Here is a 22,922-nt window from a genome sequence, read left to right on the forward strand (position 1 = left end):
GACTAGTAACTGTCTTTATTGTAATCAGCAATGCTTTGAATTGTCAATCATATCGACCTAAATGATTACGGATAATAAATCTCTCCTTGAAAAACAAATAAAATAGATTTATCATAATACATAGATATACGATGCATTGTTTTACAATATATAACTAAATGAAATGAGGTGGAGGACATGAAGGTCAACAAAGAACTATTAAAAGGAAGCACCGTTCCTATTATTCTATCCTTACTTGAAACTAAGGCCATGTACGGATATGAAATGATTAAAGAAATTGAAGCACAATCTGGAGGGATCTTTGCGTTTAAGGAAGGAACACTTTATCCTATCCTGCACCAGCTTGAAGCACAGAGTTGGGTTGAATCCTACTGGGACGAAACTCCTTCAAGGGGAAAACGAAAGCGTAAATATTATCGCATTACCAAGAAAGGACTTGGTCAATTACAGGAAAAGAAGAAGGAATGGCAGCTGTTTAGAACAACAGTAGATCGTGTGTTAGGAGGTAGTCATCCATGAACATCACAGATCACAAAAGGGTGCAAGAATACCTTAATGCCATTACACGGCATGTTAAAAATAAGAAAGCACATACTCACATTCAGCAGGAATTACTTACTCATGTTGAGGATTTAATTGAAGAGTACATAAAGGACGGTTATGGGCTTGAACAGGCTATAGACCAAGCCTTACTGCAAACAGGTAGCACCGAGCAGATTGGTAAGCAATTTCATAAGACATATGAGCTGAAATTGGATTGGCAGCTCTTGGGGTTAATTGTTCTCTTTATGGGATTAGGACTAGCCCTAATGTTTTCTGTAGACCAGGTTCTTTCTACCAATACTCAAAATCTCTTCATGAATAAAGTGGTAGCTGCTTGTCTTGGAATTGCTGTATTAATAGGGCTTGTTTACTTTAATTATAAAAAGCTACAACGCATCTCTTACCTTATGTTTTTTGTTAACCAATTGATTACTTTGTTTGTTCTTATAGATGGAGAAACTCTTATGGGAAAACCGTATCTTAGACTAGGTTTCCTTCAGCTAGATTACATAGCAACAATTTCTCCAATCGTAAGCATATTGGCAGTTGCAGGAATATTAGCTGGATTAAATTATACTACTAAAAAAAGCTGGTTTATCATCATAGGACTTTATTTGCTTCCAGTTTGGTTACTTTTAATGACATCTGGTTTCTTTTCAATAATTCTCTTTTCTGTTGCATTTGTTTTTCTACTGTTCAGATTACCAATAAATAGAAAGGTTCTTCTAACAGGATTAGGTACTGCTTTAGGTGTTCTAATTTTTATACTATCGTTTTGGCTTCCTGACTATATTCACATGCGTATTTTTTCATTTCTTTACTATCAAAACGATCCAATGGGGTCTGGATACGTCTATTATGCCTCAAAAACTATTATTGAAAATGCTGGCTGGTGGGGGCAATGGTTTCAAAATAACTCTCAGCTCTCCTTACTTCCAGCCGCACATACTAATTTTATTTTTAGCTACCTTGTGTATCAGCTTGGGTGGGTTTTGGCTGGAGTATTTATACTATTAAGCTTATACTTTATGTGGCGCATGACCCATTTAGCAAGTTATGTAACTGATTTATTTGGTTCTCTCTTAATGTCAGCAGTGATCTCAGTGTTTTGTGTACAAATCATATGGAGTATCGGAATGACCATTGGAGTCCTTCCTTTTATCAGTGTAAGTCTTCCACTCATTAGTCATGGTGGCACCCATTTTATTCTATCCATGCTATTGTTAGGTCTTTTACTTGGTGTGTACCGCCAAAAGAGTTACTCACAAATTAATAACCCTATTTAGTTATACGAAAGCTGTGGTGGGAAAAGTATAGATCCACCACAGCTTTAAATCAAAGAATAGAATAACGTTATGTCTTTTTTCACAACGCAATCTCTCACTCTTTATTATCTAATCTTCCTACTTTAAGAGCTATAGGCATGAAATTAGATAAGGTTTTACTATTGTAAATCATAGGACATTAACGATTCATCATAGTACTTCCCGTCAATTTTCATTGCTTTTTGCTCCACTCCATAAACGGTAAACCCTAAGCTTGAGTAGAGTTTTTTTGCCGCTTCATTCTCATTATTAACCATTAGAAGGATTTGCTCCATTCCTTTTAATTGGCTGGCTTGATGAATAATCTCTTTGATCAACCCTTTAGCTATTCCTTTGCCTTGATATTCAGGTGCTACATATAGTCCCAATAATGAACCTTTATGAGCCATTTTTTCATATGGTCTCTGCATAAACGCTCCTGTACCACAGAGCTTGTTATGATCGAAAACTCCTACTGTAAAACTAGCATACCCATCCACTTTATTTCCCTGCTCCAATTGCTCTCGGATCTGTTCAATGGTCTTTTCCTTCATTTCACTAGGAGACAAGGCAAATGAAAGTGGATTTTCTTTAATGGCTCTCGTACGTAATTGTAGATACTCTTCTGCGTCGTCTGCTGTTAGTTTTCTGTATTCCATTCCTACACCTCTTTATGTATCTAATGCTTTTCATATTCCATGCTTAACTTATCTATTATATCGTGACTTTTTGTTTAATTTCAATTTGACTGCCCTCTATCAGTTATTAATGTTGAACCGTTTCCTACAATTTCTCTTAATGGCTCTGCTAAAGTTTGATGTTGAATGGTAGTAACAGGTATATTTCTCTACGATTTAACCCATTCCTTAAGATAAGAGATTTTTTTGTGGGAGGAGAATACCGGTTGAGCCAGAAACAACATCGCAGAGAAAACATTATACATGTTCTTTATCGATTCAGCATGATTATTATAGGAGCAGCATTAGCAGCCATTGCAATTCAGCTGTTCTTGATTCCAAATAAAATCATTGATGGTGGTATCATAGGGATTTCACTCATTGTTAATTACCTGACCCCCCTTAGCTTTGGGCTACTTGTAATTTTGTTAAATCTCCCTTTTATATATTCTGGATACAAATATATTGGTAAAAGCTTTGTCATTTCAACGTTCCTCGGCATTCTCACATTAGCCATTGTCGAAACGTTCCTTGAACATTTGGAGGCTTTTACCCATCAGCCCATTTTAGCGGCTGTTTTTGGTGGCTTACTATTAGGTGTAGGCGTAGGGATGGTTATACGTCATGGCGGATCATTGGATGGAACAGAAATATTAGGAATCATCTTAACCAAACGATTACCTTTTTCTATCGGTGAATTTGTGATGTTTCTGAATGTGTTTATTTTTACTTGGGCTGGCTTCGTCTTTGGCTGGGAACAGGCAATGCTCTCCGTTATGACCTATTATATTGCCTATAAAGTAATTGATACGGTTGTTCAAGGCTTGGATGAAACGAAGGCAGTCTTGATTGTTTCGGATCATTTTGATGAACTTTCAAGCGCCATCATTCATCGTTTAGGAAGAACGGTTACTATGCTGAGTGGTAAAGGTGGGTACAAGAACATGGAGAAGGAAATTATTTACGTCGTCGTTACTAGACTAGAGGTAACAAAGTTAAAAAGTATTATTCATGACATTGACCGTCATGCCTTCATAACGATCATGAACACTCAGGAAGCGCAAGGCTCAAAATTTAAGTCAGCGATACATTAATTTTCGTAGTGATGTATATACACTAGTCTTGTGTCCATTTTCTCGTCTACATATGAAAAGCAAGCATAGCTTAACAAGTGAACCCTAGAAGCCTATCTCTTACAAAATGAGGATAAGAAGCTTGCTAAGGATCATCTGACGCTCTGCTTGCTTATATACGATATAAGTATTTAGTGTTAAAATCGTGATTTAGTTTAGCTTAATTTTCATTTTCTTTCACCTTTACTTAATACGGGATTCTACGAAATCTCTCTCTTTTCTGTCGTCTTTTCTTCCTAATGAGAAGATATGCTATTAGTAACAGAAATAAAGCATAAAGAATAACGGTAACCCACCACGCTCCATGTACAATCGGCATCAGGTTAGAATCATTTGAGCGGACAGCATGATTGTGTGCTGCCTCTTCAACACTGTTGGCATGTCCACTGATTTTCATATTCTGCTTCCGTTCTACTGATGATGTGTCGACAGGTAAAATTTCAACTTCAAACAGCTTTCTGTCTCCATCTCCCCAAACGTCAAGATAACCAGCATCATTCATTTCAACATTAGGCGTTTCGTTTTTAGCCACAGAGTAAGCAATATCCTCTGTTAGTTTGTGAGGCACACTTTTGGAATCGAGGAAGACACTTTCGCTTGAAAGCAAATGAGTATCGAAGTTTTCAAATCCATAATCTAAAAGCATTTGCATGTCCCTGTACATCGAGTCTGTCGTAGCTGCCTGTAAGGTGACTGCAATATACGCTGAACCATCTCGCTCTGCCGATCCTACAAGGGTTGGTCCTGACTGATTGACAAATCCATTCTTTACTCCAGTGGCTCCCTCATAATTATTGAGCAAACGATTATGATTATATAGAGTTGTAGCCCAGCTTTCTCCTATCCACTCCATCTCATAGGTGCCCACGATTTGGCGAAAAGCATCATTCTGCATAGCATATTTCGTAATCATAGCCATATCAAAAGCCGTTGTATAGTGATCTTCCGCAAATAAACCATGAGGGTTTGAAAAATGCGTGTCCTGTACACCAACTGTTTCTGTTAAAAAGCGATTCATTCTTTCAGCAAACAGCTCCTCAGATTGATCCATATGCTCAGCAATTGCTGTCCCTGCATCATTTCCAGAATTAATGAGCAATCCTTGTACGAGCTTCAAAAGTGTAACCTGTTCGCCTTCTTCAAGATAGACTCTTGTCCCATCCACATTTCTTGCCTTTTCACTTACAGTAACAATGTCGTCTAGGTTCCCTTGTTCAATAGCTATAATTCCTGTTACAATCTTTGTTATGCTGGCTGGGTACATTTGCTGTGAGGCATTTTTTTCGTACAGCACTTGTCCGGTATTGGCATTAACTAAAATGGCTGTCTGACTAGTCAGTGGTAAATCTTGAGCGGCAGTAAAATGTCCTACCTCTGAAAGTGTTAGCTTTTTTTCTGCTTGCTCTGCTTGAACTCCTCCGTGTTGCAGAAACAATACACTAAGCAATAACATGATAAATGACAGATTACGAATATTATCATTCCTGCTTGTCCACTTTTTTCTCAATGTCATCCCTCTTATCTGAAGTATGCCGCTACGGAATACCATTTATTTGTTCGTTACACCGAGGTAGAGCTCGTTTAACAGCTTGCGTTTTTCTTCAATGTAATGCTTATAGCTTTGGTTGTACGCTCTAGGCTCCTTCGGATTAGCAAACCTAGTAATCTTACCAGTCAGCGGATGTATGAATTTACTGGATGCCCCGCATCCCAAGCCCAAGATCGTTTGCTTTTCCTCCATGATCATAATATTATAGATGCTTTCTTTTCCTGGTAACGCATAGCCTACGTTTTCCAAATTACCTAGGATGTTTTTCTGTCTATACAAGTAATATGGCTCATAGCCTTCAGCAGCTGTCCATTTAGAAGCCATCTTCATCATTTGAATAACCTCTTCACGCCCGGCCACCTTATATTTTTCTTTGTTCTTTGTCATTGTTGAAGCACGCTTAAAGGATAATGTATGAACCGTTAGGGACTCTGGTCTAAGCTCCCTTGTTTTTTCAAGTGAAAGCTCAAGCTCAGCCAATCCCTCTCCTGGTAAACCAATAATTAAATCCATATTAATATTCGATAGACCCATTGAACGAGCCAGTTCATATTTCTCAATCGTTTCTTTTACCGTATGATGTCTGCCTATAGCGTCTAATGTTTCTTGCGTATAGGATTGTGGATTAATACTTATACGATCAATATTGTGCTTTCTTAACACGTTGATCTTATCAGGCGTAATTGTATCTGGACGTCCTGCCTCAACCGTTACCTCACGAACTTTTTCCATAGCAGGAAAATAACGATACATCTGCTCATAAAGAGCATCCATTTGCTCCGCTTCAATACTTGTAGGTGTTCCCCCACCAAAATAAATCGTTGTAATTCCGATATTGTTCTCCTTTAACCAATTACCCATTTCCTGTATCTCAAGATGAAGCCCTTCTAGGAAAGTACCAACAGAACCTTGCTGCCCTTTAATATCATAGGCAGGAAACGTACAGTAGGCACATTTCGTCGGACAAAAAGGAATTCCTATATAAATGCTGATTTCATTTTCTAAATGATGTAAATCTGGTACGACAGCAAGCTGACGATCAATAATCTGTTGCATAAGCTGTACTTTTTCAGAGACTATTTGATAGTCATGAATGAGCTCTTGCCTAGCTTGATCTCGTTCTGTGCCCCGAAAGAGCTTTTGGTGCAACAGCTTAGTTGGTCTTATACCTGTCAGAATCCCCCATGGCTGCTTTGTTCCAGTATACTCCTCTAATGCCTGCAATAAAGTATGGTTGATCACTCTCTTATACGCTTTTTGAAAAGCTTTTTCTCGCTCTTCTTCAAGCACATCTGAAAAGGCAAAGTCCTGAGAGTAACTCCCCTTAACTATTCGTGGATTGTTTGTGTTTTTTACCGTAACGTTTCCTTCCAAAGATAGGTTTTCTCTTTCTTTGTCCCAGGCTTCGTTGAACTCAAAATAAAGATGAATATCCTTATCTGGCTCACCTTGTAAATTCTCTTGCTTATCCTCATCACGAATTCGAGTATTACCGCCCTGCTCCTGTCCATTATGAAGATCCTCATAAATATTTGTGGAATCTTCAAAGAAAAGCTGTAAAAGAACATCTACAGTTCGCTGATAAAGTTCTTGAATTCCTTGAATATAAATTTTCATATAAAGCTCCCTCTTCTATTAAAAATCTGTGTCTTCTCTGCTTGTCCATTAAGCCAGCAAAGACCTACAGATAGCTTTTCCAAGTCTATACAATCAAAATCGCTACACTTAGAAAGTGTAGCGAAAATCCCTTATTTGGTCAATTCTTTGGTCATTTTCTTCTTATCCATTAACCTTACGCACGGTCAGTGCAGGGGTATCCTTGCGTAATTGACAGCCTTCTAATTCCTCCTCCGCTAATAAGCCAAGAGTAACAGCAGCATTAATTCTATCTGCATTCGGCCGACGAATGGTCTCAATACAATCGTGAAGCTGCAGCTCTTCTAGACGACTTACCGTTTTCTCTTGATCATAGGTCATAGACGTACGAATTTGTCGTTGAAGCTGAATGTCGCCGAATAATAAGCTACTCTTTTCATTTTCCCCTACTAACTGATCTAAGGAGCTGTGAATTTCCTTCTTAAGCTCAGCTAATTCATAATCAATTCCTTTTGCTTGCTGAGTGAGCTCATAAAAACGCTGCACGGTCTCCTCCGATAAAATACTCACTTTTGCATTTTTCTGCTTGGTCATGAAGATCTCTCCTATGCTTTTTTAACATACTTATGTAGGAGACTCTGGATTATGATGATTCATTTTAAACCATATGGGCTGATAGTCTACCCAACCAAGGTCATTTAGTGAAGCTCCTTGAACATGCTCGGGGAATTCAGCCGTTTGCTCCCACTGATAGAATGGAAAAAGAATATATTCATGAATTAACTGCGCTTCTATTTTATTAAATTCTTTTCTGCATTGCTCTTGATCAGGGCTAGTGAGAATGATCTTAAGTCGCTCCATAATAGAAATGAACATAGATGTTCCAGCTAAGCACTTTTTCACAATGCTCTTCTCCTGTGTCAGGATACATAGAAACGTCCACATAGGGTCATAAGTCATCCATTGCTCCCCAATAAAAAGATCACCTTTTGACAGAGCATCTGCTGAATACATATCTAAATAAGGGACGATTAAAACCTCCAATTCAATGCCATAAGAAGCAGCTACCTGTTTCACCCAATAGGCATCCTCCACATTTCCTGCTCCTGAATAAGTAATCAAAGAGAGCGGTTTCTCTAAAGCCTTTAATCTCTTCACATTTTCATTTTCTATCCCGCTCGTCTTATCTTTTTCTTGCTGAAAAGCCTCATTCCGCTCAGGAAATACATACGCAGCCGGCCTATGACGATTTCCTCCTAGCTCATTGATCATCTGTCTTCTATTAAGCAGTCTGAAGAATGCCTGTCTTATACTGTCATTCTGTAAAGGTCCTTCCTTACCTAAGTTAGCAACCATGTATTTAAATCCTATATCAACACTTCGCACTGCCTTCCAGTTTTTAGGCTTATAGGAATCCACTTGATACTGATGGAAGTTTACTTCATCTGAAATGGAATGAACCTTATCTTGAGTTACTTCAAAAACTTGAGGAACATAATATACCTCAACACGATCAAGCTGTGATTGGTATCCAAAGTAACCATCAAACACGTCAAGCACTAGCCGGGGCCCACCTTGTTCCCTTATTTTAAAAGGACCTGTCCCCAGTAAGCCTTGGTTTGATGAAGCAGGTATCTTCGTAATATAAAAGGGGTAAGCGGCTAAAAAATGATGAAAATTGGGGAAAGATTGTTCAAGAGTAAACTGAACAATGTCTGGAGCTAGCGCTTCAGCCTTACTGATTATTCGATACATCCATTGAAATGGCGATTCTATATTCATTGCTCTTTTGAAGGAGTGCACGATATCGTTGGCATAGAGGTTTTTATCATCGTGAAATTTAACTCCTCTTCGTAGATAAAAGGTCCATACACGATGTTCGCCACATGTCTCCCAGTGCAAAGCTAAATGTGGTTCAAGATAACATGTAGTAGGGTTATAACGTAATAGCCCCTCAAAAACCTGACGAACCATATGGTGCTCTGTTCTTCTACTGATTAATGTTGGATCTAAGTAAGATAGTTGACGATAGCTAATAAAGCGAAGGGCATATATTGATTTTTGTCCCTTGCTAATTTTTTTCACGGGTGAAAGGTTAGCCATCGCCTTAAACACGATATCTGTACCCTGCAGCTCATCCTTATACATGTTAAAAATCTGACCTGCTTGCTCCCAATGGTCACTATCAAAATGTTCTTGAATTTGCTCTAGAATAACCTCTTCTAACGACCTAAGAAAGGTCAGCTTTGACTGATTTCCTCGTCCTAATCCAGGCTTCCAACCGATCCAGTTCTTCCCCTGCATATCCTTCAGTACCCATTTCACATTGCGTAGTGTGCAATGTAAGATTTCCGTTAATTCAGCTAATGTTACGTCACATGAAAAACCATGGATTGGAATTTCGCTATCCCTATAGTCATTCGCTACATAAAGCTGCTGATACAACTGGACAAAATGCTCAAATAACTTCATATATTCCTCCATAAAAGGGGTAATTTTTATTGTGTTTATTTTACACTTTTTCTTCCTCTTTTAACAGCTACAATAAATTATATACAAAAAGAACATCAGGAAAGGACTTATAAATGAACCGTTCAAATCAATCTTCCGTTTCAAATCGTACAATAAATCTTGAACCATTCCCATCTGACCAAGATAAGGAGCAAAAATCTAGAGTTATTCGTATCGCTCTCCTTACAGCCTTATGTATACCTGGAGATTTAATGCTGTATATTGTTCTCCCCTTATATTGGGAGGATTTTGGCTTAACAGCTATTTGGCAAATTGGGATTCTCTTATCTATTAATCGATTAATCCGTTTACCTTTAACTCCACTGATAGGTTTTCTTTATCGTAGAATCCATTTAAGAACAGGTATTTTTATCGCGGTGTGCTTAACACTTGTGACCACACTTGCCTATGGTTTTGCTCAGAATTTTATTCTATTGGTATGTGCTCGAGCATTATGGGGGATCGCTTGGTCCCTATTAAGATTAGGTGGGCTACTAACAGTAATGACAAGCTCTAATGACCAAAATAGAGGGTATTTAATGGGGAGATATAATGGATTATGGGGATTAGGCGGACTTGTAGGGATGATATCTGGAGGAGTTCTGATCTCATATGTTGGGCCACAAGGATTAAGTATTGGATTAACGGCACTCGCCTTCTGTTCGTTTTTCCTGTTACGAGGAATGCCAGCGCAATATGTAACGGAGGAAAATAATCCAACAGCTCGAGCACATGCTTTATCCCATTCGTCTACTTCAGATCAAATAATCACTACTCGTTGGTGGAGACAACGAAATGTTTTCTTTGTCCTAGTCTCAGGGTTAATGATGTCAATAATCGTATTCGGTATCTTTCTCTCCACATTAACGGTATTAATTGATGAGAATATATCTACATTTCTTATTCTGGGGATGGTTTTAACTTCAACTGCCTTATCCGGTCTCCTACAAGCGATAAAATGGTCTTGGGATCCCTTCCTAGCTCCTTGGATTGGCAAGCTTTCTGACAATCTGTTTGGCCGAAAAAAGTTGATCATATTCGCTTTCATTTTAGGCAGCCTATTTCTGCTGATGGTTACATTTCCTTTAGATCTATGGATGTTCATCCTATGTATATTTGCTTTTCAATTGACTTCAACCATGATTGTCACTTTGTCAGACAGTACAGCTTCTGATGTAGCAACAAACAGCTCTAAAATTGGTGTAATGACCTCATATACAGTAGCAGTAGACGTTGGCGCTGCTATAGGGCCTTTAATCGCCTTCTTCATCATTGAACAGGCTGGAGTGCAACCTCTGTATTGGTTAGCTGCTCTGATTTACGGAGCTCTAGCTCTTATGTGGACTCGTTACAAAGATCTGCGCCCTGAACATTGAGAAGTTCTTAAATATCATAGAATTGAAAAAAACTTACTCATTTAATTCTATTTATAACCTATAAAAAGAAAGCTGTCCCTAGTAGTAAATCTACGTAAGGACAGCTCCTGCTTAATAACCACTTCAATCGATTCTAAACTTATACTAATCAAGCCATTATTTATTTGCTTAATCTACTCATTATCACTTACTCCAAGCATTTTTTTAGCCATCTCTTCCATCTCTTTCAACCCACTGGACTCTGCAAATTCAGCCACACTAATGGCAGCAGTTGTTTGAAGCTCAATAATATGCTCTTTCATATGGGTCCAGGTTCTGCCCCCAGCATTTTCATAGGAAGCAAGGGCTTTATCCAGTCCATTTTCCCCAAAGATTAAATAATGTCCTTGAAAATCCCGTGACACATCTGTCACAGCTACCTCTGTCCAATCGATTAACCCTGTTACTCTACAAGATGAATCGATCAAGATATGTCCTGGATGAATATCACCATGCGATAATCCAGTATACTTTGGCCAAAAGGCCTCATTTGAAACCCAACTCTGCCAGCGTTCCCATAACGATGTATCAACACCATAAGTATCCTTTACTTTTTTCATTCTAGCCTTCATCGATAATCTGGCTTCCTCAGCACTGTGTATAGTCATTCCATTCGTTTTAACTAGCTCAATGGACACCTGATGTAAATCCGCTAATACCTGACCAAACGTTTGATGATAGGCTTCTGGACTGTTCTGACTATCAAAGGTCCATTCATAGTCTTGTAGCTCAGGATTAACCGTCGCTGCAGGTGTTCCATCAAGCTGTTTATATGCAATTAACTCCTTAGTGAAGATGCTCCAACTGGGGGCTTGAATACTGGTATGCTGATTCACAACATCTAGCACATGTTTTTCTTGTTTTGCTTTATTCATCGAATCCCCTCGACGTGGAATTCGAAGAATCCATTTTGTTCCTTCTAAATCCTCCGCATGGGCAACCTGAAAATCCAATCCAGATTCATTAATTTTCAGCTTATTTTCAAGTATATCTAGCCCCTTACTTTTTGCTAATACTATAATCTCTTGTTTATTCATAGATATATCCCTCCACTTTCAATTCCAGTAGATTTTTAAAGGCTTTTCAACAGAAAAAACCATAGACAGACCCTGTCTATGGTTCAGAGTAAACGTGGGAACAGGTCACACTCTTCACCTATTCTCTTTAAAAAACACAAAAGAAAGACACCTAGTCTGCCCGTTCTTCTGTAAAAAGTCCCGTTAAGGAATTATTAAAAATGTGCATATTACTCCCGTTTACTCTGCCTATCAACAGAGCCTTTGAACGTATTCAATTACTTGTTCAAAGAAGTATGGCGTAATCTTATTGATGCAGTCATTTTTAACAAACCTCCTATTTAAGTCATCCTGATTATAAGGTACGTATCAGTAAAAGTCAAAAAGGGTGACCCACACCGACGCTTTCATCTTCGTCCTACTCTTTTAGAAGCTCCCACTCTTCTCTCAGGATTCCCATACGAATAGAATCATAATACTCTCCATTATAGATGCGACACTTCCTCATCCTGCCTTCAAGCTGTAATCCAAGCTTTTCCGCACAGCGCATCATTCTATGGTTTCCAGACCATGTTGTTAGACCAACGCGGGCAAGTGGCATGCTTTCAAATAAGAAATCAATCCAGAGCTTTAGGGCTTCCGTTCCGTAACCACCGCTCCAATACTCTGGACGATAAATACCAATTCCCATCTCCAGCCAATTAGATTCCTTGTGCTCCCAATAGTAGCTTACCGTTCCTATAACCTGTCCATCAGCCTCAATTAATAAAAGAGAAGGTGTACCTTGCGCTTGTACACGTTTTTCTACATAGCTGCAAAATTCATAAAAGCTCTCATGCTCTAGAGGGAAATACGGAGCATCCCATTTCTTCCACTCAGGATCAGCTTCTCCATGAATGAGCTGGTAATACTGTGGTAAATCTTCATCTGTTACGTTTCTTAAAGTAACCCTAGTACCTTTTAATAAAACTTCCGTTCCAATATTGTTTTTAACCATAAATAATGTCTATTCTCCTTACAAAGTGATTAGTTTTCATGCATAACTAGTTTTGAAACAATGCTTTACCAACGACATTAGACATTGGAACAGGACCAATCGTTCTAGAATCTCCACTATAATTACGGTTATCCCCTAATACAAATACATGATCATCTGGAACTAGCCACTCCTGATTGCCCGTTGCAAGCATCTTTTCATTTATATAAACTTCCTCTAATAGTTGATCATTCCGGTACAGCTCTCCATCAACAATTTGAATGGTATCCCCTGGCATCCCTATAATACGCTTAATCCATAAATAACGAGCTTCCTTTCCACGAATAAGCTGACCAATTTTATGATCCAGCATTTCGTCTTTAAAGCTTCTAATTCGATCAACGCGACTATCTACAACCACAATATCCTCATACGAATAGGAAGAATCAAATTTGAAAACAAAAATACGATCCCTGTCCTCGTAAGTAGGCAGCATAGACTTCCCATCAACCTGATACCCTTGAAACACAAACATATTAATAAATAGTGCAATGATTAATGAAATACCAATGGTTTTTACCCAGCTTAAAATTTCTATTAATACTTTATTCATACGCCTCACCTCTCTCACAGCTCTAATACCCTACTTATTGTTTTGATCTGTTTTCTCTGTAAGCTCTTCTAGCTTGTTTTGCACATTTTTTAGTTCCTGATGTAGCCTTGCCATTTCTAGCTCTTGTTCCTTAGCTTTCTTTTTGCTCTTCGATAATTTTAAAATAGCGTAAGGAATGAGAAGTAACAAAGCTATTAGGAATAGAAAGATAGGTATTGAATACAGCATGGTGCCCCATTCTATTGATGACGTAGAAACACTTTCAACCATTTGTTGTTGCTCCTTTCGTACACCTATATTTGAATGTGCCTATGAATTACATTAATTCATCCCAACCAACCGCATACTCCGGAATTTGCTGATGACCAAATTCAAACATTTTCTCATCGATAATCTTACCTCCATGCTTCTGATAAAAGCTTACGGCAGAGTTATCTTTAATTACCCAGCAAAGCATGGATGAGTAGGAACGACTATGTAATTCTTGAACAACCGCTTTAAATAGCTTTTGACCAATACCTTGCTTCTGAACTTCTTCAAGCAAATAAATCGTATATAACTCTGCCTTGTACGGATATTGAGGAGATCGAGATTGTCCTGCTGAAGCAAAAGCAACAATCCTTCCTTCTTCATCCTCTGCAACATACACAAACTCATTGTTGTTTAAGCTTGACGTAGATGATATCTCATCCTGTTCATTTTGGCTTCCCTCATCGGCAATACTTAAAGTTTGTCTCCAATTCTGCAAGCGCCTTTCTATGGATAGCTGATCTAGTAAGGTAGCATCAATAATCCCTTTATATGTTGTTTTCCAGCTAGCCACATGAACCTCTGCGATTCCAGGTGCATCATCAACGTTAGCCATCCTAATTTTATACATCCCTATCCCCACTCTTTCACATTAATGATTATTGGCGGCACTAGTTCTATACTTCCACAATACAAAAAGAGAGAAAATACCTACTCCGACTAATGGATACAAGTAGGTCAATATACTTGAAGCACCAAAAGTAACCTCACTTTGAAGCATCCTTGAGTTTTCATACGCTGATAAGATATCTGGAACGTAGTTTGTTGTAAGGTACCAGCCTCTCACCATAAAGAAAAGAAAACTAGCCAATAAGATACAAATGACACCGGTAATGCAAAATTTAATATAGCTCTTTTTTTGATCCCGATTAGACATTTTATCTTACCTCCACATGAGTTTTACAAGAATCAATCATGCACTCCAAGGTCTTGTAAAGATAGATTCATATAAGGAATGTCATTTTCTATATTGCTTTTCGTTACAATCAATCTTTGTTTTTCAGCGTCACTAAGCTTCTCAATATCTAAGCTACGATGATACACAACATATAACTCAATTTCCCTTAGCTTTAAAAACAGAGGTAGCTGTTCAAGCCAGAACTTGTCTAAACAATGCTCAGTTAGATATCCTGCTAGAAAATTCTTCATAAAAATACGTGTAAATGATATCTTATCATCGCCTGATAGTGAACCATACAATGAATAAAACAACGGAATGGCTATATCACTTACAAAATATTGATAGGAGCAATCATCAAAATCAAACGCCGTGATTTTTCCTTCATGAACAAAAAAGTTCCCATAGTGTAAGTCTGTATGAATTAATCCAAATGCGTCACTATTCTGAGGAAGCTCTTTGATTTTTTGAATGGTTTCACTAAACTTCTTAACAACGATTTCATGACCAGCGGGTAAATGATTCTCTGCTTCCAATAGTAAAGGATCTTCGTACCACATGGGGCGCTTTAATCCAGTTGGAGGCTCATAGGACTGTGTATGCTTATGCATTTGACCCGTTATTTTCCCCCACTCAATGAATAGGTCTTCATTCCAGTTCTCTTTCGTTACCTTCCCACCAGGTGCTTTCTCAAAGGCACTAACTAAGAAATAGGAATCATCCAAATCAATTCTTTCTAATAATCGTTCATTCACGGAAAAGATAGGCTTAGCTACTGAAACTCCCTGCTGTGCTAAAAAGTAGATCCAATCTACTTCTGCCTGCATCTCTCCTTTATCCCTATGTAAGCTATGTGTAATACGCATAATAAATTCGGCTCCATCAAGCATGAATTCATAGATGAAGCTTTCAAATCCACCTAAGTCCTTCATTTGCCCTACATTAGCTCGAAACAGCTTGGCGCTTTGAGCTAAAATCTGATCATTAAACAACGCTTTGCTTCTTTTATCCATACTACCCTCCAAATTATCCTATACAATAATTACGAATATCCCATATAAAAAGTTTCATCAGAACGTATAAAGAAACTCTTTATTTCACGTCCTATACAATTAATCCACTGAAAACCATTAAGAGATTCAGCACAAAATGCCAAATGATAGCCGGAACAATGCTTTTTGACGTAATGGTAATACCAGCATAAAAGAAACCACCTATTGAAAATAATAGAGCGACCTCCCAAGAGAAGCCTAATGAGTAATGCTGGAGACCAAAGCCTATACTGGTTAAAGCTACTGCCCACTTCACTCCTACCTGTTCAATGAATCTACTGAGCAGTACCCCACGCCAAACAAATTCTTCTAGAAAAGCATTGATAGCAGCAAAAAGAACAGCAAAAATAGCTACAGATTGAAGATATTGAACATCCTGCATAATGATAAAAGGCATAAAAACTAGAATATTAATGGCCATAGCCACGAGCAAAAAGTGACTGATACTAACCGTGTGTAGCCCTACCCAAAACAAAGGAGCTAGCATTTTTTCATTCCAATTCAACTTCCAGCCATAGTGCAGCAATGGCTGTCTTAAAGCAAAGGAAAATAAAACAATAGCCCCTAGTGGAATGAGTAACAATAATCGGTTAATTAATACTCGAGCTTGATCGTCCTCTAATACTATAGTTTGTGATAAGTAGAGATAGCCCATAAATCCCAAACCAAATAAAACGATAGTTACTAGGAATATCCGATAACTTCTTCGACTGATTATGTATAAAAGAATAGCTAAGAAACCAAACAATAATAAAGTGATTAGATCAAACGTTTGGATACCAATAACAAGTAAGGTAAAGGTAACAAATGCTAAAAGTTTTAAAACGTGCATATTGCTTTGTTCTCCTATCACACTCTCCCTACATTACTATCATAACATATGGAAGTAAATGGTTGGTTGTAATTTGTAGTTTCTTATTTTTCTACATTATTCATTCGTATCCTTATCCAAACGTTCCTTAATTGATGAGACACTGTACCTTAAATCTTTTATTTCTTGTAAGATTTTGTATTGATTATATAGAATAATTACTAGTACCAAGAACATAATATATTCCAAAGAAATTTCCTCCTGTTCAAGCCTAACATTGCTAATCTTTATAAGTATAGGACAAATTAATATATAAATTAAATTATACCAAATGAAGATAATAAAAAGCAGTTAGAGTCTAACACACTCTAAACTGCTTTTTCTGCTTTCCATATTGTCCAACGATCCTTTTCAACCAAAGGAAAGTCCTTTACCTGATCTTCAATATAAGTAACTAGCTCATCAAGCTCGTGATCCGAAAGTGCATGTAAAAGCGAACGACCTTTCCTAGCTAATAAATCCTCACGAAGCTGATCCATAGAGAGATATTTACGCCGCTCTTCCCAAATATGCTGCTCATGAATATGTTTAAATCCGGCTTTCTCCAGCGCGTGTGTTACAGCTTCAGACGTATGTCTACGTTTCAACTCAGTATCCTTTAGGTGTGGAAACTTTTCAAAAAAGTACCCTCTAATATGTTCATGACTACCATGTAAAAAGCAATCTTCTACCGTTCTATCCTGTATAACAAATGTTCCCTGTTCTCTTAATACTCTATGAGCCTCTGAAAAGCACGTAAGCAAGTCGGATTCCTTAATGTGATGGATAACTGCTCTTTCTAGAATGAGATCAGCTTGACCTTCTTCCAAAGGGATATCTAGTGCATTCCCCTGCCGAAAGGAAACAATGTCCGGATACATATTCTCGTTCTCAGCTGTCTTCACCATTTCAGCTGAAAAATCCAGCCCTATTACCTGTTTTGCTCCTAGCTGAGCAAAGCACGCTGAATACAGCCCACCACCACAGCCTATATCTAATACCTTTTTATCCTTGACCTCTACTAAACCCTTAATCGTGTCCAGCCATAATGTGTCTATTTGTCTGTTTGTATATGAGCTACTATTTTTCCGATCATGAAAATCCATGTTCATACCACTCACACCCCTTCGAAGTTTAAGGTAAGCACTAGTTTGGTGTACGGCCAATATACGTGGACTGTGGTCTGAAAATACGGTTGTTTTCAGCCTGCTCTAATACATGTGCTGTCCAACCTACCGTTCTACTTAAGGTAAAGGTAGGTGAAAAGAGCTGCTCCGGAAGCTGTACCGCTCGCATAATAGCCGCAGCATAGAACTCAACATTTGTATAAAGTCTACGTCCAGGCTTAAACTCCTCTAAAAGCTCAACAGCCTGCTTCTCAACCTCATACGCTAAGTCTAACCATTCATCCTGCCCTTCAAGGCTACCGATCATTTCCTTTAGAGCTAACGATCTAGGATCATGTGTTTTGTATACTCTATGTCCAAAGCCCATTAATCGTTCACCACGCTCTAATGCACCACGAATCCATGCTTCGACCTGCTCTTTATTCCCAATCTCTTCAAGCATCTCAATAACACCTGAAGGAGCTCCGCCATGTAATGGCCCCTTCATTGCTCCAATAGCGCCTGAAATGGCTGACACAATATCTGATTCTGTTGAAGAGATAACTCGAGCCGTAAAGGTAGAAGCATTCATTCCGTGCTCCATTGTCAAAATGGAATATGCCTCAAGAGCTTGAACATGGGCAGGCTGCGGTGCTTCTCCTGAAAGCATGTATAAATAATTCTCGATATGAGACAAGTTAGCTTTTGGAGCCACCAACGCTTTTCCTTGAATGAGTCTATGACGATAAGCAATAATCGTTGGTATTTTTGCTGTAATAGCCACTGCCTGATCTAACGTCGGAGGCCATCTTGCTCCCTCTAGAACAAAAGTTCCTACTAGCGCTCTTAAAACACTCATCATATCCATCTGCTCTGGTAGCTGCTTTAAGATGTTTATCGTGTATTCTGGTAGATCACGTTCATTTGCTAGTTTCTTTTTTAACTGATTAAACTGATCATCACTAGGGAGCGAGCCTCTCCAAATTAAATGGGCTACCTCTTCAAACGCATGCTTTAAAGCTAATTCCTTAGCCCAGTAGCCTCTAAGTACCAAATGTCCTTTATCGCCGTCCACAAGACTAATAGCGGTATCTGCCGCAACAACCCCTTCTAGTCCAGTTACAGAAGGTTTTTTTATGTCTTTCATCATTTTCCCTCCATTCCTTTATACCTATAAGTATATAGGAGGTTATTGATTATGAATAATAGATAATTAAGTGGTTTTTAATTATGAATTCTTATCATTATACTTAAACTCTTAAAACATTTCTCACACTTTTCTAGCTTTCAAAAATAAGAACAAGGGTATTCTCATCCTACGTTCATACGTTTCCTTACTACTAAAGTTTTCTAATTGTGGTTTGGATTCTCTGAGACTTTCTATAACAAAGCCCGCTTCCTGCATACTAGAAAAATAATCCTCTATCGTCCTATGGTATTTCTTCACTTGAATTCCTAACCAAGCATGCTCTCTTTTACCCGTATAGAAATAATTATCAATGATCCAGTCCTGCTTCAACCCACCTGCTTTTAATGATTCATGTGCTGATGTCATTAGTGGATGCTCGATAGAGAAAATAAAGCTTCCTGATGGTTTAAGAGCTTGGTACACCTTAGAAAATAGATGGTGGATATCTTCAATATAATGGAGCACAAGCCTTGACACGACCATGTCATACTTCTCAACTGGATACTCCCAATCCTCTAGTGTGGTATGTATAATTTCAGCTTGCCTATTTTCTATTGGGGATGCGACATTCTTCTTTGCTTCATCCACCATATTTTTCGATCCTTCTAATCCTGTGTAAAAACTAGCACCTCTTTCTAACAGTTCAACACCAAAAGCTGCATTCCCGCAGCCTAAGTCTAGGATTGAATCAGAAGCCTTATCAAGCATTTCAAAGAATATTGGCTTCTCAAGAGTATCGTTTGCACTTTCACTTCTCTTTCTTAGCTGCTGATACTTCTCGAAAAATGAATCCTGATCATAATTTTGTGAACCTCTGTATACCATAGGAATCCCCCTTTTTATCAGTTGTCTATTTCATTTCTTTAAAATATTCCTGCTCTAAAATACTCATCCTCCAATCACTAAACCATTTCTCATCAATCAAAGCCCCTTCACGCTCCAATCCTTCCTTCACAAAACCGCACTTCTCATAGCAAGCAATCGCTCTAGTATTGTATTCCAAAACCCGTAGCTCCACTCGGTGTAGCCCGAGGGTGCTAAAGGCATAATGAAGAACTACTTGAGTAATCTCAGTACCAAAGCCTTTTCCTAATATGCTTTCATCGAATAAACCAACAGCATACCTAGCTTTTCGATCTATCTCATTCACTATCAGACGAGCTTGGCCAATACATCTCCCCTGATATTCAATAGACCACGCAAGAGGTTTGGACATCAATCGCTCAACCCAATGCTTTGCCTCTTCGTATGTATACGGTTGGAGATCAATAGTACTTCTTCCACACATTTTCTCCACTTCAGCACTTCTTCCACAAGTAAATCGATCTTGAATATCTCCTTCTTCTGGCTTTCTTAGAATCAGCCTTTCTGAATGTAAAGCTGGCGCTTGGTTCAAGCTAACCCCCCTCTCTATTTCTCCACTTGTTCATCTAATTTCTGTATCCGAATAGCCAAAGTCCCCCACTCTGCTTCTTGTGCACGTGTATAAATACTGTACATCCCCTCAAGCATTTCCTCCATAGACCATCCAGCACAATCAAAATCTTCAAAAGGAATGGCTGCAAACATTTCTTTAAATGTACCATACACTATTAAATCCTTAACCTTAACTTTAACCTTCTCTATCCGTTCTGGTAGCTTTTCAAACTCAATGAGATCGCCAATCTGAAGAATTCTTCTCTTTTCGTCATTTAGCCTGATCTCAACCTTCTTATGACCAGAAACTATAGATTTAAACGGTTTACTATAAAGCGTCATCCTATGCTTAGCCATCTAATACACCTCCTTACTTTTATTTATCTTGATAGGACAGCTTTGCAGTAGGAAAAATCCTCCAGCCCTGCAGATTTTCCGGCCTTTTGCTCATAACTTTTTCTAAAGATTCCCGTTGACTCTGTTTATTTTGCTTGCCTCTTCCCTGTAACGGACATGTTTAACCCTTAGAGCACCATTTTCACCTGATTTAATCTGTAACGGACATTTCCGACACTTAGAATGATAAATTCATTGATTTTGATAGGGATTACACCTCTAAGGTGCAATTTTGTCCGTTAGAATTTACAAAGGTCAAAAAACCTTGCTAAGATGCAATTTTGTCCGTTAGAGAAAGCCAGACAAAGTTCATCTACTCAAATTAATCAAAGATTCTTACGTAACTTCTTCAAGCGCTTAATATACAATTCTATTTCATTCATTAAGGGTAGTGATTGAGTGCTCAGGCTTTGAAATAATTTTGATGCTTCTCGCTTAGCCAAGCTATACTCCTCTTCTGTAATGACCTCCGTATTAAGAGCTACTTCAAGCTCATCTTCATCTAGCAAATATACTTGTCCATTAGGAAGGTAAACGACGTCTAAGTATAAATCTGTAATGATTGGGATTCCTTCTGGTGAGTACTCCAAAGACTTAATTATATCAAAATACCCTTGGATCATTTCATACCTGTCATTTAACATCAGTGCTAAACTATAGAATTCACCCTTCGGAAAGAACATGATCCAAGTATATCCACTATCAGCAAGACACAGCTCAATGCCATCATATCCTACATTAAGCGGCTCTTTAACCTTGTCCATAATGATATAGCCAATATCTCCATCAAAATGTTCGTTTTGAACATATTCCTGGACGTATCGTTTCTCTACTATCCAATTCCAATTTGGTCTATCTGCCTGTTTTCGTTTTAGCATTAGCTACCTCACATAAATTTCCGGAATAGAAAGAGGAGCAATGGCTCACTCCTCCTTCTTCTTCCGCTCTATAATCCTATTCCAATTCCCATTGGGTCTACTAAGTATGCTAAATAATACTCATCAAATTCCATCTTTTCTCTTGCTACTTGAGCCCCTAGTGCGACTGATTTGCTAATCGTGCTATCAATACTGTCAACCTCAATCTGAATCCTCGTTCCATGTGGGAAATCGCTTGGTCCCTTTGAGATTCCACCATTAATTCCAATTTGGGAATGCCCTTCCTGATGGCCAGTTGTTACCGGATAATATCCTGTTATGTATGAAACAAACTACGGTAAATGCCTCTCAAAGAAAGTCCATGAAGCTACTCGCATCAAAATTGGGACTAGGATACCCAGTTTGATAATAATGGGCACTTCAGGAATGAGTAACATGACTATAAAAGCAATTGAAGCAAAAATGGCTGTTAGATTACCTTGAATTCCATTAATCGGCCAGCTTAGAAAAGCACTTATTAAGCCTTTAATTTCCTGTGAAAAACAACGATCATGATACGTTGCAATTAAGAAAAAGAAACTTGACGTTACAAGCTCTTCCTTTGATCTAATGGGTACCCTACATTTTTCACAAAAAATAAACTTTGTATGACTCATAAAAGACTAAACCCTCTCTGGAAAAGATTATGTTTAGTAAAGAAAAATTTCTTTAATTAGTAGCGTAATTAATCTAAATAAAAATTTTATTCAAGATGCCTCTCATAAATAACCCACGATGACAGCCTAATGAGAATTGGTAAGGTTAATAGTGCACTGTAATACCAAGATACATCGTTTATAAACAATGAGACCACAACTATAAGTACAATTAAAACAGTTCCTACATTACCTTGTATTCCATTTATCGGCCAGCTAATAAAAACACTATATAAGCTTTTCATTTCTCTAGAGAAGCACCGTTCGTGATAAGGAACAATGGTGAAAGGTACGATAGACGTAACTAAATCGTCATTTGAAGCTATTTTACCTGAGCATTTTTCACACAGGATGAGCTTTTCTTCTTTATCTTTACTCAATTCAAGTATTCTCCTTCCTAATTTTATGTTTAAATCCTATGAGGTATTTTAAACCTATATTAAGAACTTGCCTCGTTATTACCTATGATTTCCTACTCTACTATATTTCCTGTAATATGACTATGCTTTTTCCTTTTTTATTAGAAAAACTTGGCTTGTCGCCAAGTCATGGCGAAAGCCTTAGCTTCTTATACTATCTACCCTAAAACTGATAAATTCTGATAGTATAAGAGAAATTTCTATCAAAGACCTCTAGAAGAAACCGTCTAGTCCATCATTAGAGGAAGCTTTAGTTTCTCTAATACTATCTACCTTTAAACTGATAAATTCTGGTAGAGTAAAGAACTGAAATTTTCTTGGCGACCGTGAGGTCGCCTTTACTCATTCCAGCTCCTCCTCATCAAACCGTACGTGAAGTTT

The 22,922-nt window shown here is 38.1% G+C and carries 26 protein-coding genes; 4 read left to right on the top strand and 22 right to left on the bottom strand.

Translation table 11 applies throughout. The features are described from left to right. The first annotated feature begins 177 nt into the window (after nt 1–177). A complete protein-coding gene (locus J2S11_RS21075) occupies nt 178–519 on the top strand; it encodes a PadR family transcriptional regulator (protein ID WP_307398005.1) in 342 nt (113 codons plus the stop codon). Then, nucleotides 516–1,829 (top strand): FtsW/RodA/SpoVE family cell cycle protein, encoded by a 1,314-nt coding sequence (locus tag J2S11_RS21080; RefSeq protein ID WP_307398007.1) that lies wholly within the window; start codon nt 516–518, stop codon nt 1,827–1,829. Before J2S11_RS21075 ends, J2S11_RS21080 begins: the two co-directional genes overlap by 4 nt. Nucleotides 1,830–1,987: 158 nt before the next feature. Here the strand turns inward: J2S11_RS21080 and J2S11_RS21085 are convergent, their stop codons facing one another. Continuing rightward, nucleotides 1,988–2,506 carry a GNAT family N-acetyltransferase gene (locus tag J2S11_RS21085; protein WP_307398009.1) on the bottom strand — a complete coding sequence of 173 codons (519 nt, stop codon included), beginning with the start codon at nt 2,504–2,506 and terminating at the stop codon, nt 1,988–1,990. A gap of 245 nt (nt 2,507–2,751) precedes the next feature. Here J2S11_RS21085 and J2S11_RS21090 point away from each other — a divergent pair, with 245 nt between their 5' ends. After that, complete coding sequence (locus J2S11_RS21090; RefSeq protein WP_307398011.1) at nt 2,752–3,618, top strand: YitT family protein; 867 nt, start codon at nt 2,752–2,754, stop codon at nt 3,616–3,618. Nucleotides 3,619–3,844: 226 nt separating this feature from the next. Here J2S11_RS21090 and J2S11_RS21095 read toward each other — a convergent pair whose 3' ends face one another. From J2S11_RS21095 to J2S11_RS21110, 4 genes are all read right to left on the bottom strand, one after another. Continuing rightward, nucleotides 3,845–5,164 carry a D-alanyl-D-alanine carboxypeptidase family protein gene (locus tag J2S11_RS21095; RefSeq protein WP_307398013.1) on the bottom strand — a complete coding sequence of 440 codons (1,320 nt, stop codon included), beginning with the start codon at nt 5,162–5,164 and terminating at the stop codon, nt 3,845–3,847. A 42-nt stretch (nt 5,165–5,206) separates the two neighbouring features. Further along, entirely contained in the window at nt 5,207–6,823 is a 1,617-nt protein-coding gene (locus J2S11_RS21100; protein ID WP_307398014.1) for a coproporphyrinogen III oxidase, read from the bottom strand. A 162-nt stretch (nt 6,824–6,985) separates the two neighbouring features. Next, nucleotides 6,986–7,396: a host-nuclease inhibitor Gam family protein gene (locus J2S11_RS21105; protein ID WP_307398015.1), complete on the bottom strand. Its 411-nt coding sequence runs from the start codon at nt 7,394–7,396 to the stop codon at nt 6,986–6,988. A 30-nt stretch (nt 7,397–7,426) separates the two neighbouring features. Beyond that, a complete protein-coding gene (locus tag J2S11_RS21110) occupies nt 7,427–9,274 on the bottom strand; it encodes an ABC transporter substrate-binding protein (protein WP_307398016.1) in 1,848 nt (615 codons plus the stop codon). 113 nt (nt 9,275–9,387) lie between these two features. Between J2S11_RS21110 and J2S11_RS21115 the strand changes: the two genes are divergently transcribed. Beyond that, nucleotides 9,388–10,689 carry an MFS transporter gene (locus J2S11_RS21115; protein ID WP_307398017.1) on the top strand — a complete coding sequence of 434 codons (1,302 nt, stop codon included), beginning with the start codon at nt 9,388–9,390 and terminating at the stop codon, nt 10,687–10,689. A gap of 173 nt (nt 10,690–10,862) precedes the next feature. Here J2S11_RS21115 and J2S11_RS21120 read toward each other — a convergent pair whose 3' ends face one another. The 17 genes from J2S11_RS21120 to J2S11_RS21200 form a co-directional block, all read right to left on the bottom strand. Continuing rightward, nucleotides 10,863–11,765 carry a macrolide 2'-phosphotransferase gene (locus J2S11_RS21120; RefSeq protein ID WP_307398018.1) on the bottom strand — a complete coding sequence of 301 codons (903 nt, stop codon included), beginning with the start codon at nt 11,763–11,765 and terminating at the stop codon, nt 10,863–10,865. 397 nt (nt 11,766–12,162) lie between these two features. Continuing rightward, nucleotides 12,163–12,741 (bottom strand): GNAT family N-acetyltransferase, encoded by a 579-nt coding sequence (locus J2S11_RS21125; protein WP_307398019.1) that lies wholly within the window; start codon nt 12,739–12,741, stop codon nt 12,163–12,165. Nucleotides 12,742–12,787: 46 nt separating this feature from the next. Next, nucleotides 12,788–13,333: a signal peptidase I gene (gene lepB / locus J2S11_RS21130; RefSeq protein ID WP_307398020.1), complete on the bottom strand. Its 546-nt coding sequence runs from the start codon at nt 13,331–13,333 to the stop codon at nt 12,788–12,790. A gap of 30 nt (nt 13,334–13,363) precedes the next feature. After that, nucleotides 13,364–13,603 carry a hypothetical protein gene (locus tag J2S11_RS21135; RefSeq protein WP_307398021.1) on the bottom strand — a complete coding sequence of 80 codons (240 nt, stop codon included), beginning with the start codon at nt 13,601–13,603 and terminating at the stop codon, nt 13,364–13,366. Nucleotides 13,604–13,649: 46 nt separating this feature from the next. Beyond that, nucleotides 13,650–14,213 carry a GNAT family N-acetyltransferase gene (locus tag J2S11_RS21140; protein WP_307398022.1) on the bottom strand — a complete coding sequence of 188 codons (564 nt, stop codon included), beginning with the start codon at nt 14,211–14,213 and terminating at the stop codon, nt 13,650–13,652. A 21-nt stretch (nt 14,214–14,234) separates the two neighbouring features. Then, complete coding sequence (locus J2S11_RS21145) at nt 14,235–14,519, bottom strand: hypothetical protein (protein ID WP_307398023.1); 285 nt, start codon at nt 14,517–14,519, stop codon at nt 14,235–14,237. A gap of 32 nt (nt 14,520–14,551) precedes the next feature. Then, nucleotides 14,552–15,553 carry a phosphotransferase enzyme family protein gene (locus tag J2S11_RS21150; protein WP_307398024.1) on the bottom strand — a complete coding sequence of 334 codons (1,002 nt, stop codon included), beginning with the start codon at nt 15,551–15,553 and terminating at the stop codon, nt 14,552–14,554. Nucleotides 15,554–15,644: 91 nt separating this feature from the next. After that, complete coding sequence (locus J2S11_RS21155; RefSeq protein ID WP_307398025.1) at nt 15,645–16,424, bottom strand: CPBP family intramembrane glutamic endopeptidase; 780 nt, start codon at nt 16,422–16,424, stop codon at nt 15,645–15,647. Nucleotides 16,425–16,771: 347 nt separating this feature from the next. Next, nucleotides 16,772–17,554 carry a class I SAM-dependent methyltransferase gene (locus tag J2S11_RS21160; protein WP_307398026.1) on the bottom strand — a complete coding sequence of 261 codons (783 nt, stop codon included), beginning with the start codon at nt 17,552–17,554 and terminating at the stop codon, nt 16,772–16,774. Nucleotides 17,555–17,588: 34 nt separating this feature from the next. Further along, a complete protein-coding gene (locus tag J2S11_RS21165; RefSeq protein ID WP_307398027.1) occupies nt 17,589–18,695 on the bottom strand; it encodes a citrate synthase/methylcitrate synthase in 1,107 nt (368 codons plus the stop codon). A 123-nt stretch (nt 18,696–18,818) separates the two neighbouring features. Then, a complete protein-coding gene (locus J2S11_RS21170) occupies nt 18,819–19,562 on the bottom strand; it encodes a class I SAM-dependent methyltransferase (RefSeq protein ID WP_307398028.1) in 744 nt (247 codons plus the stop codon). 25 nt (nt 19,563–19,587) lie between these two features. After that, nucleotides 19,588–20,133: a GNAT family N-acetyltransferase gene (locus J2S11_RS21175; RefSeq protein WP_307398030.1), complete on the bottom strand. Its 546-nt coding sequence runs from the start codon at nt 20,131–20,133 to the stop codon at nt 19,588–19,590. A gap of 14 nt (nt 20,134–20,147) precedes the next feature. Continuing rightward, nucleotides 20,148–20,510: an ASCH domain-containing protein gene (locus J2S11_RS21180; protein WP_307398031.1), complete on the bottom strand. Its 363-nt coding sequence runs from the start codon at nt 20,508–20,510 to the stop codon at nt 20,148–20,150. A 365-nt stretch (nt 20,511–20,875) separates the two neighbouring features. Further along, nucleotides 20,876–21,427, bottom strand: a complete 552-nt coding sequence (locus J2S11_RS21185) for a ribonuclease FAU-1 family protein (protein ID WP_307398032.1) — start codon at nt 21,425–21,427, stop codon at nt 20,876–20,878. A gap of 68 nt (nt 21,428–21,495) precedes the next feature. Beyond that, nucleotides 21,496–21,747, bottom strand: a complete 252-nt coding sequence (locus J2S11_RS21190) for a VOC family protein (RefSeq protein ID WP_307398036.1) — start codon at nt 21,745–21,747, stop codon at nt 21,496–21,498. Nucleotides 21,748–21,759: 12 nt separating this feature from the next. Continuing rightward, complete coding sequence (locus tag J2S11_RS21195; protein WP_307398034.1) at nt 21,760–22,083, bottom strand: hypothetical protein; 324 nt, start codon at nt 22,081–22,083, stop codon at nt 21,760–21,762. An 86-nt stretch (nt 22,084–22,169) separates the two neighbouring features. Next, complete coding sequence (locus J2S11_RS21200; protein ID WP_307398035.1) at nt 22,170–22,502, bottom strand: hypothetical protein; 333 nt, start codon at nt 22,500–22,502, stop codon at nt 22,170–22,172. Between the last annotated feature and the right edge of the window lie 420 nt (nt 22,503–22,922).

This window comes from Bacillus horti, assembly GCF_030813115.1.
GTDB lineage: Bacteria > Bacillota > Bacilli > Caldalkalibacillales > JCM-10596 > Bacillus_CH > Bacillus_CH horti.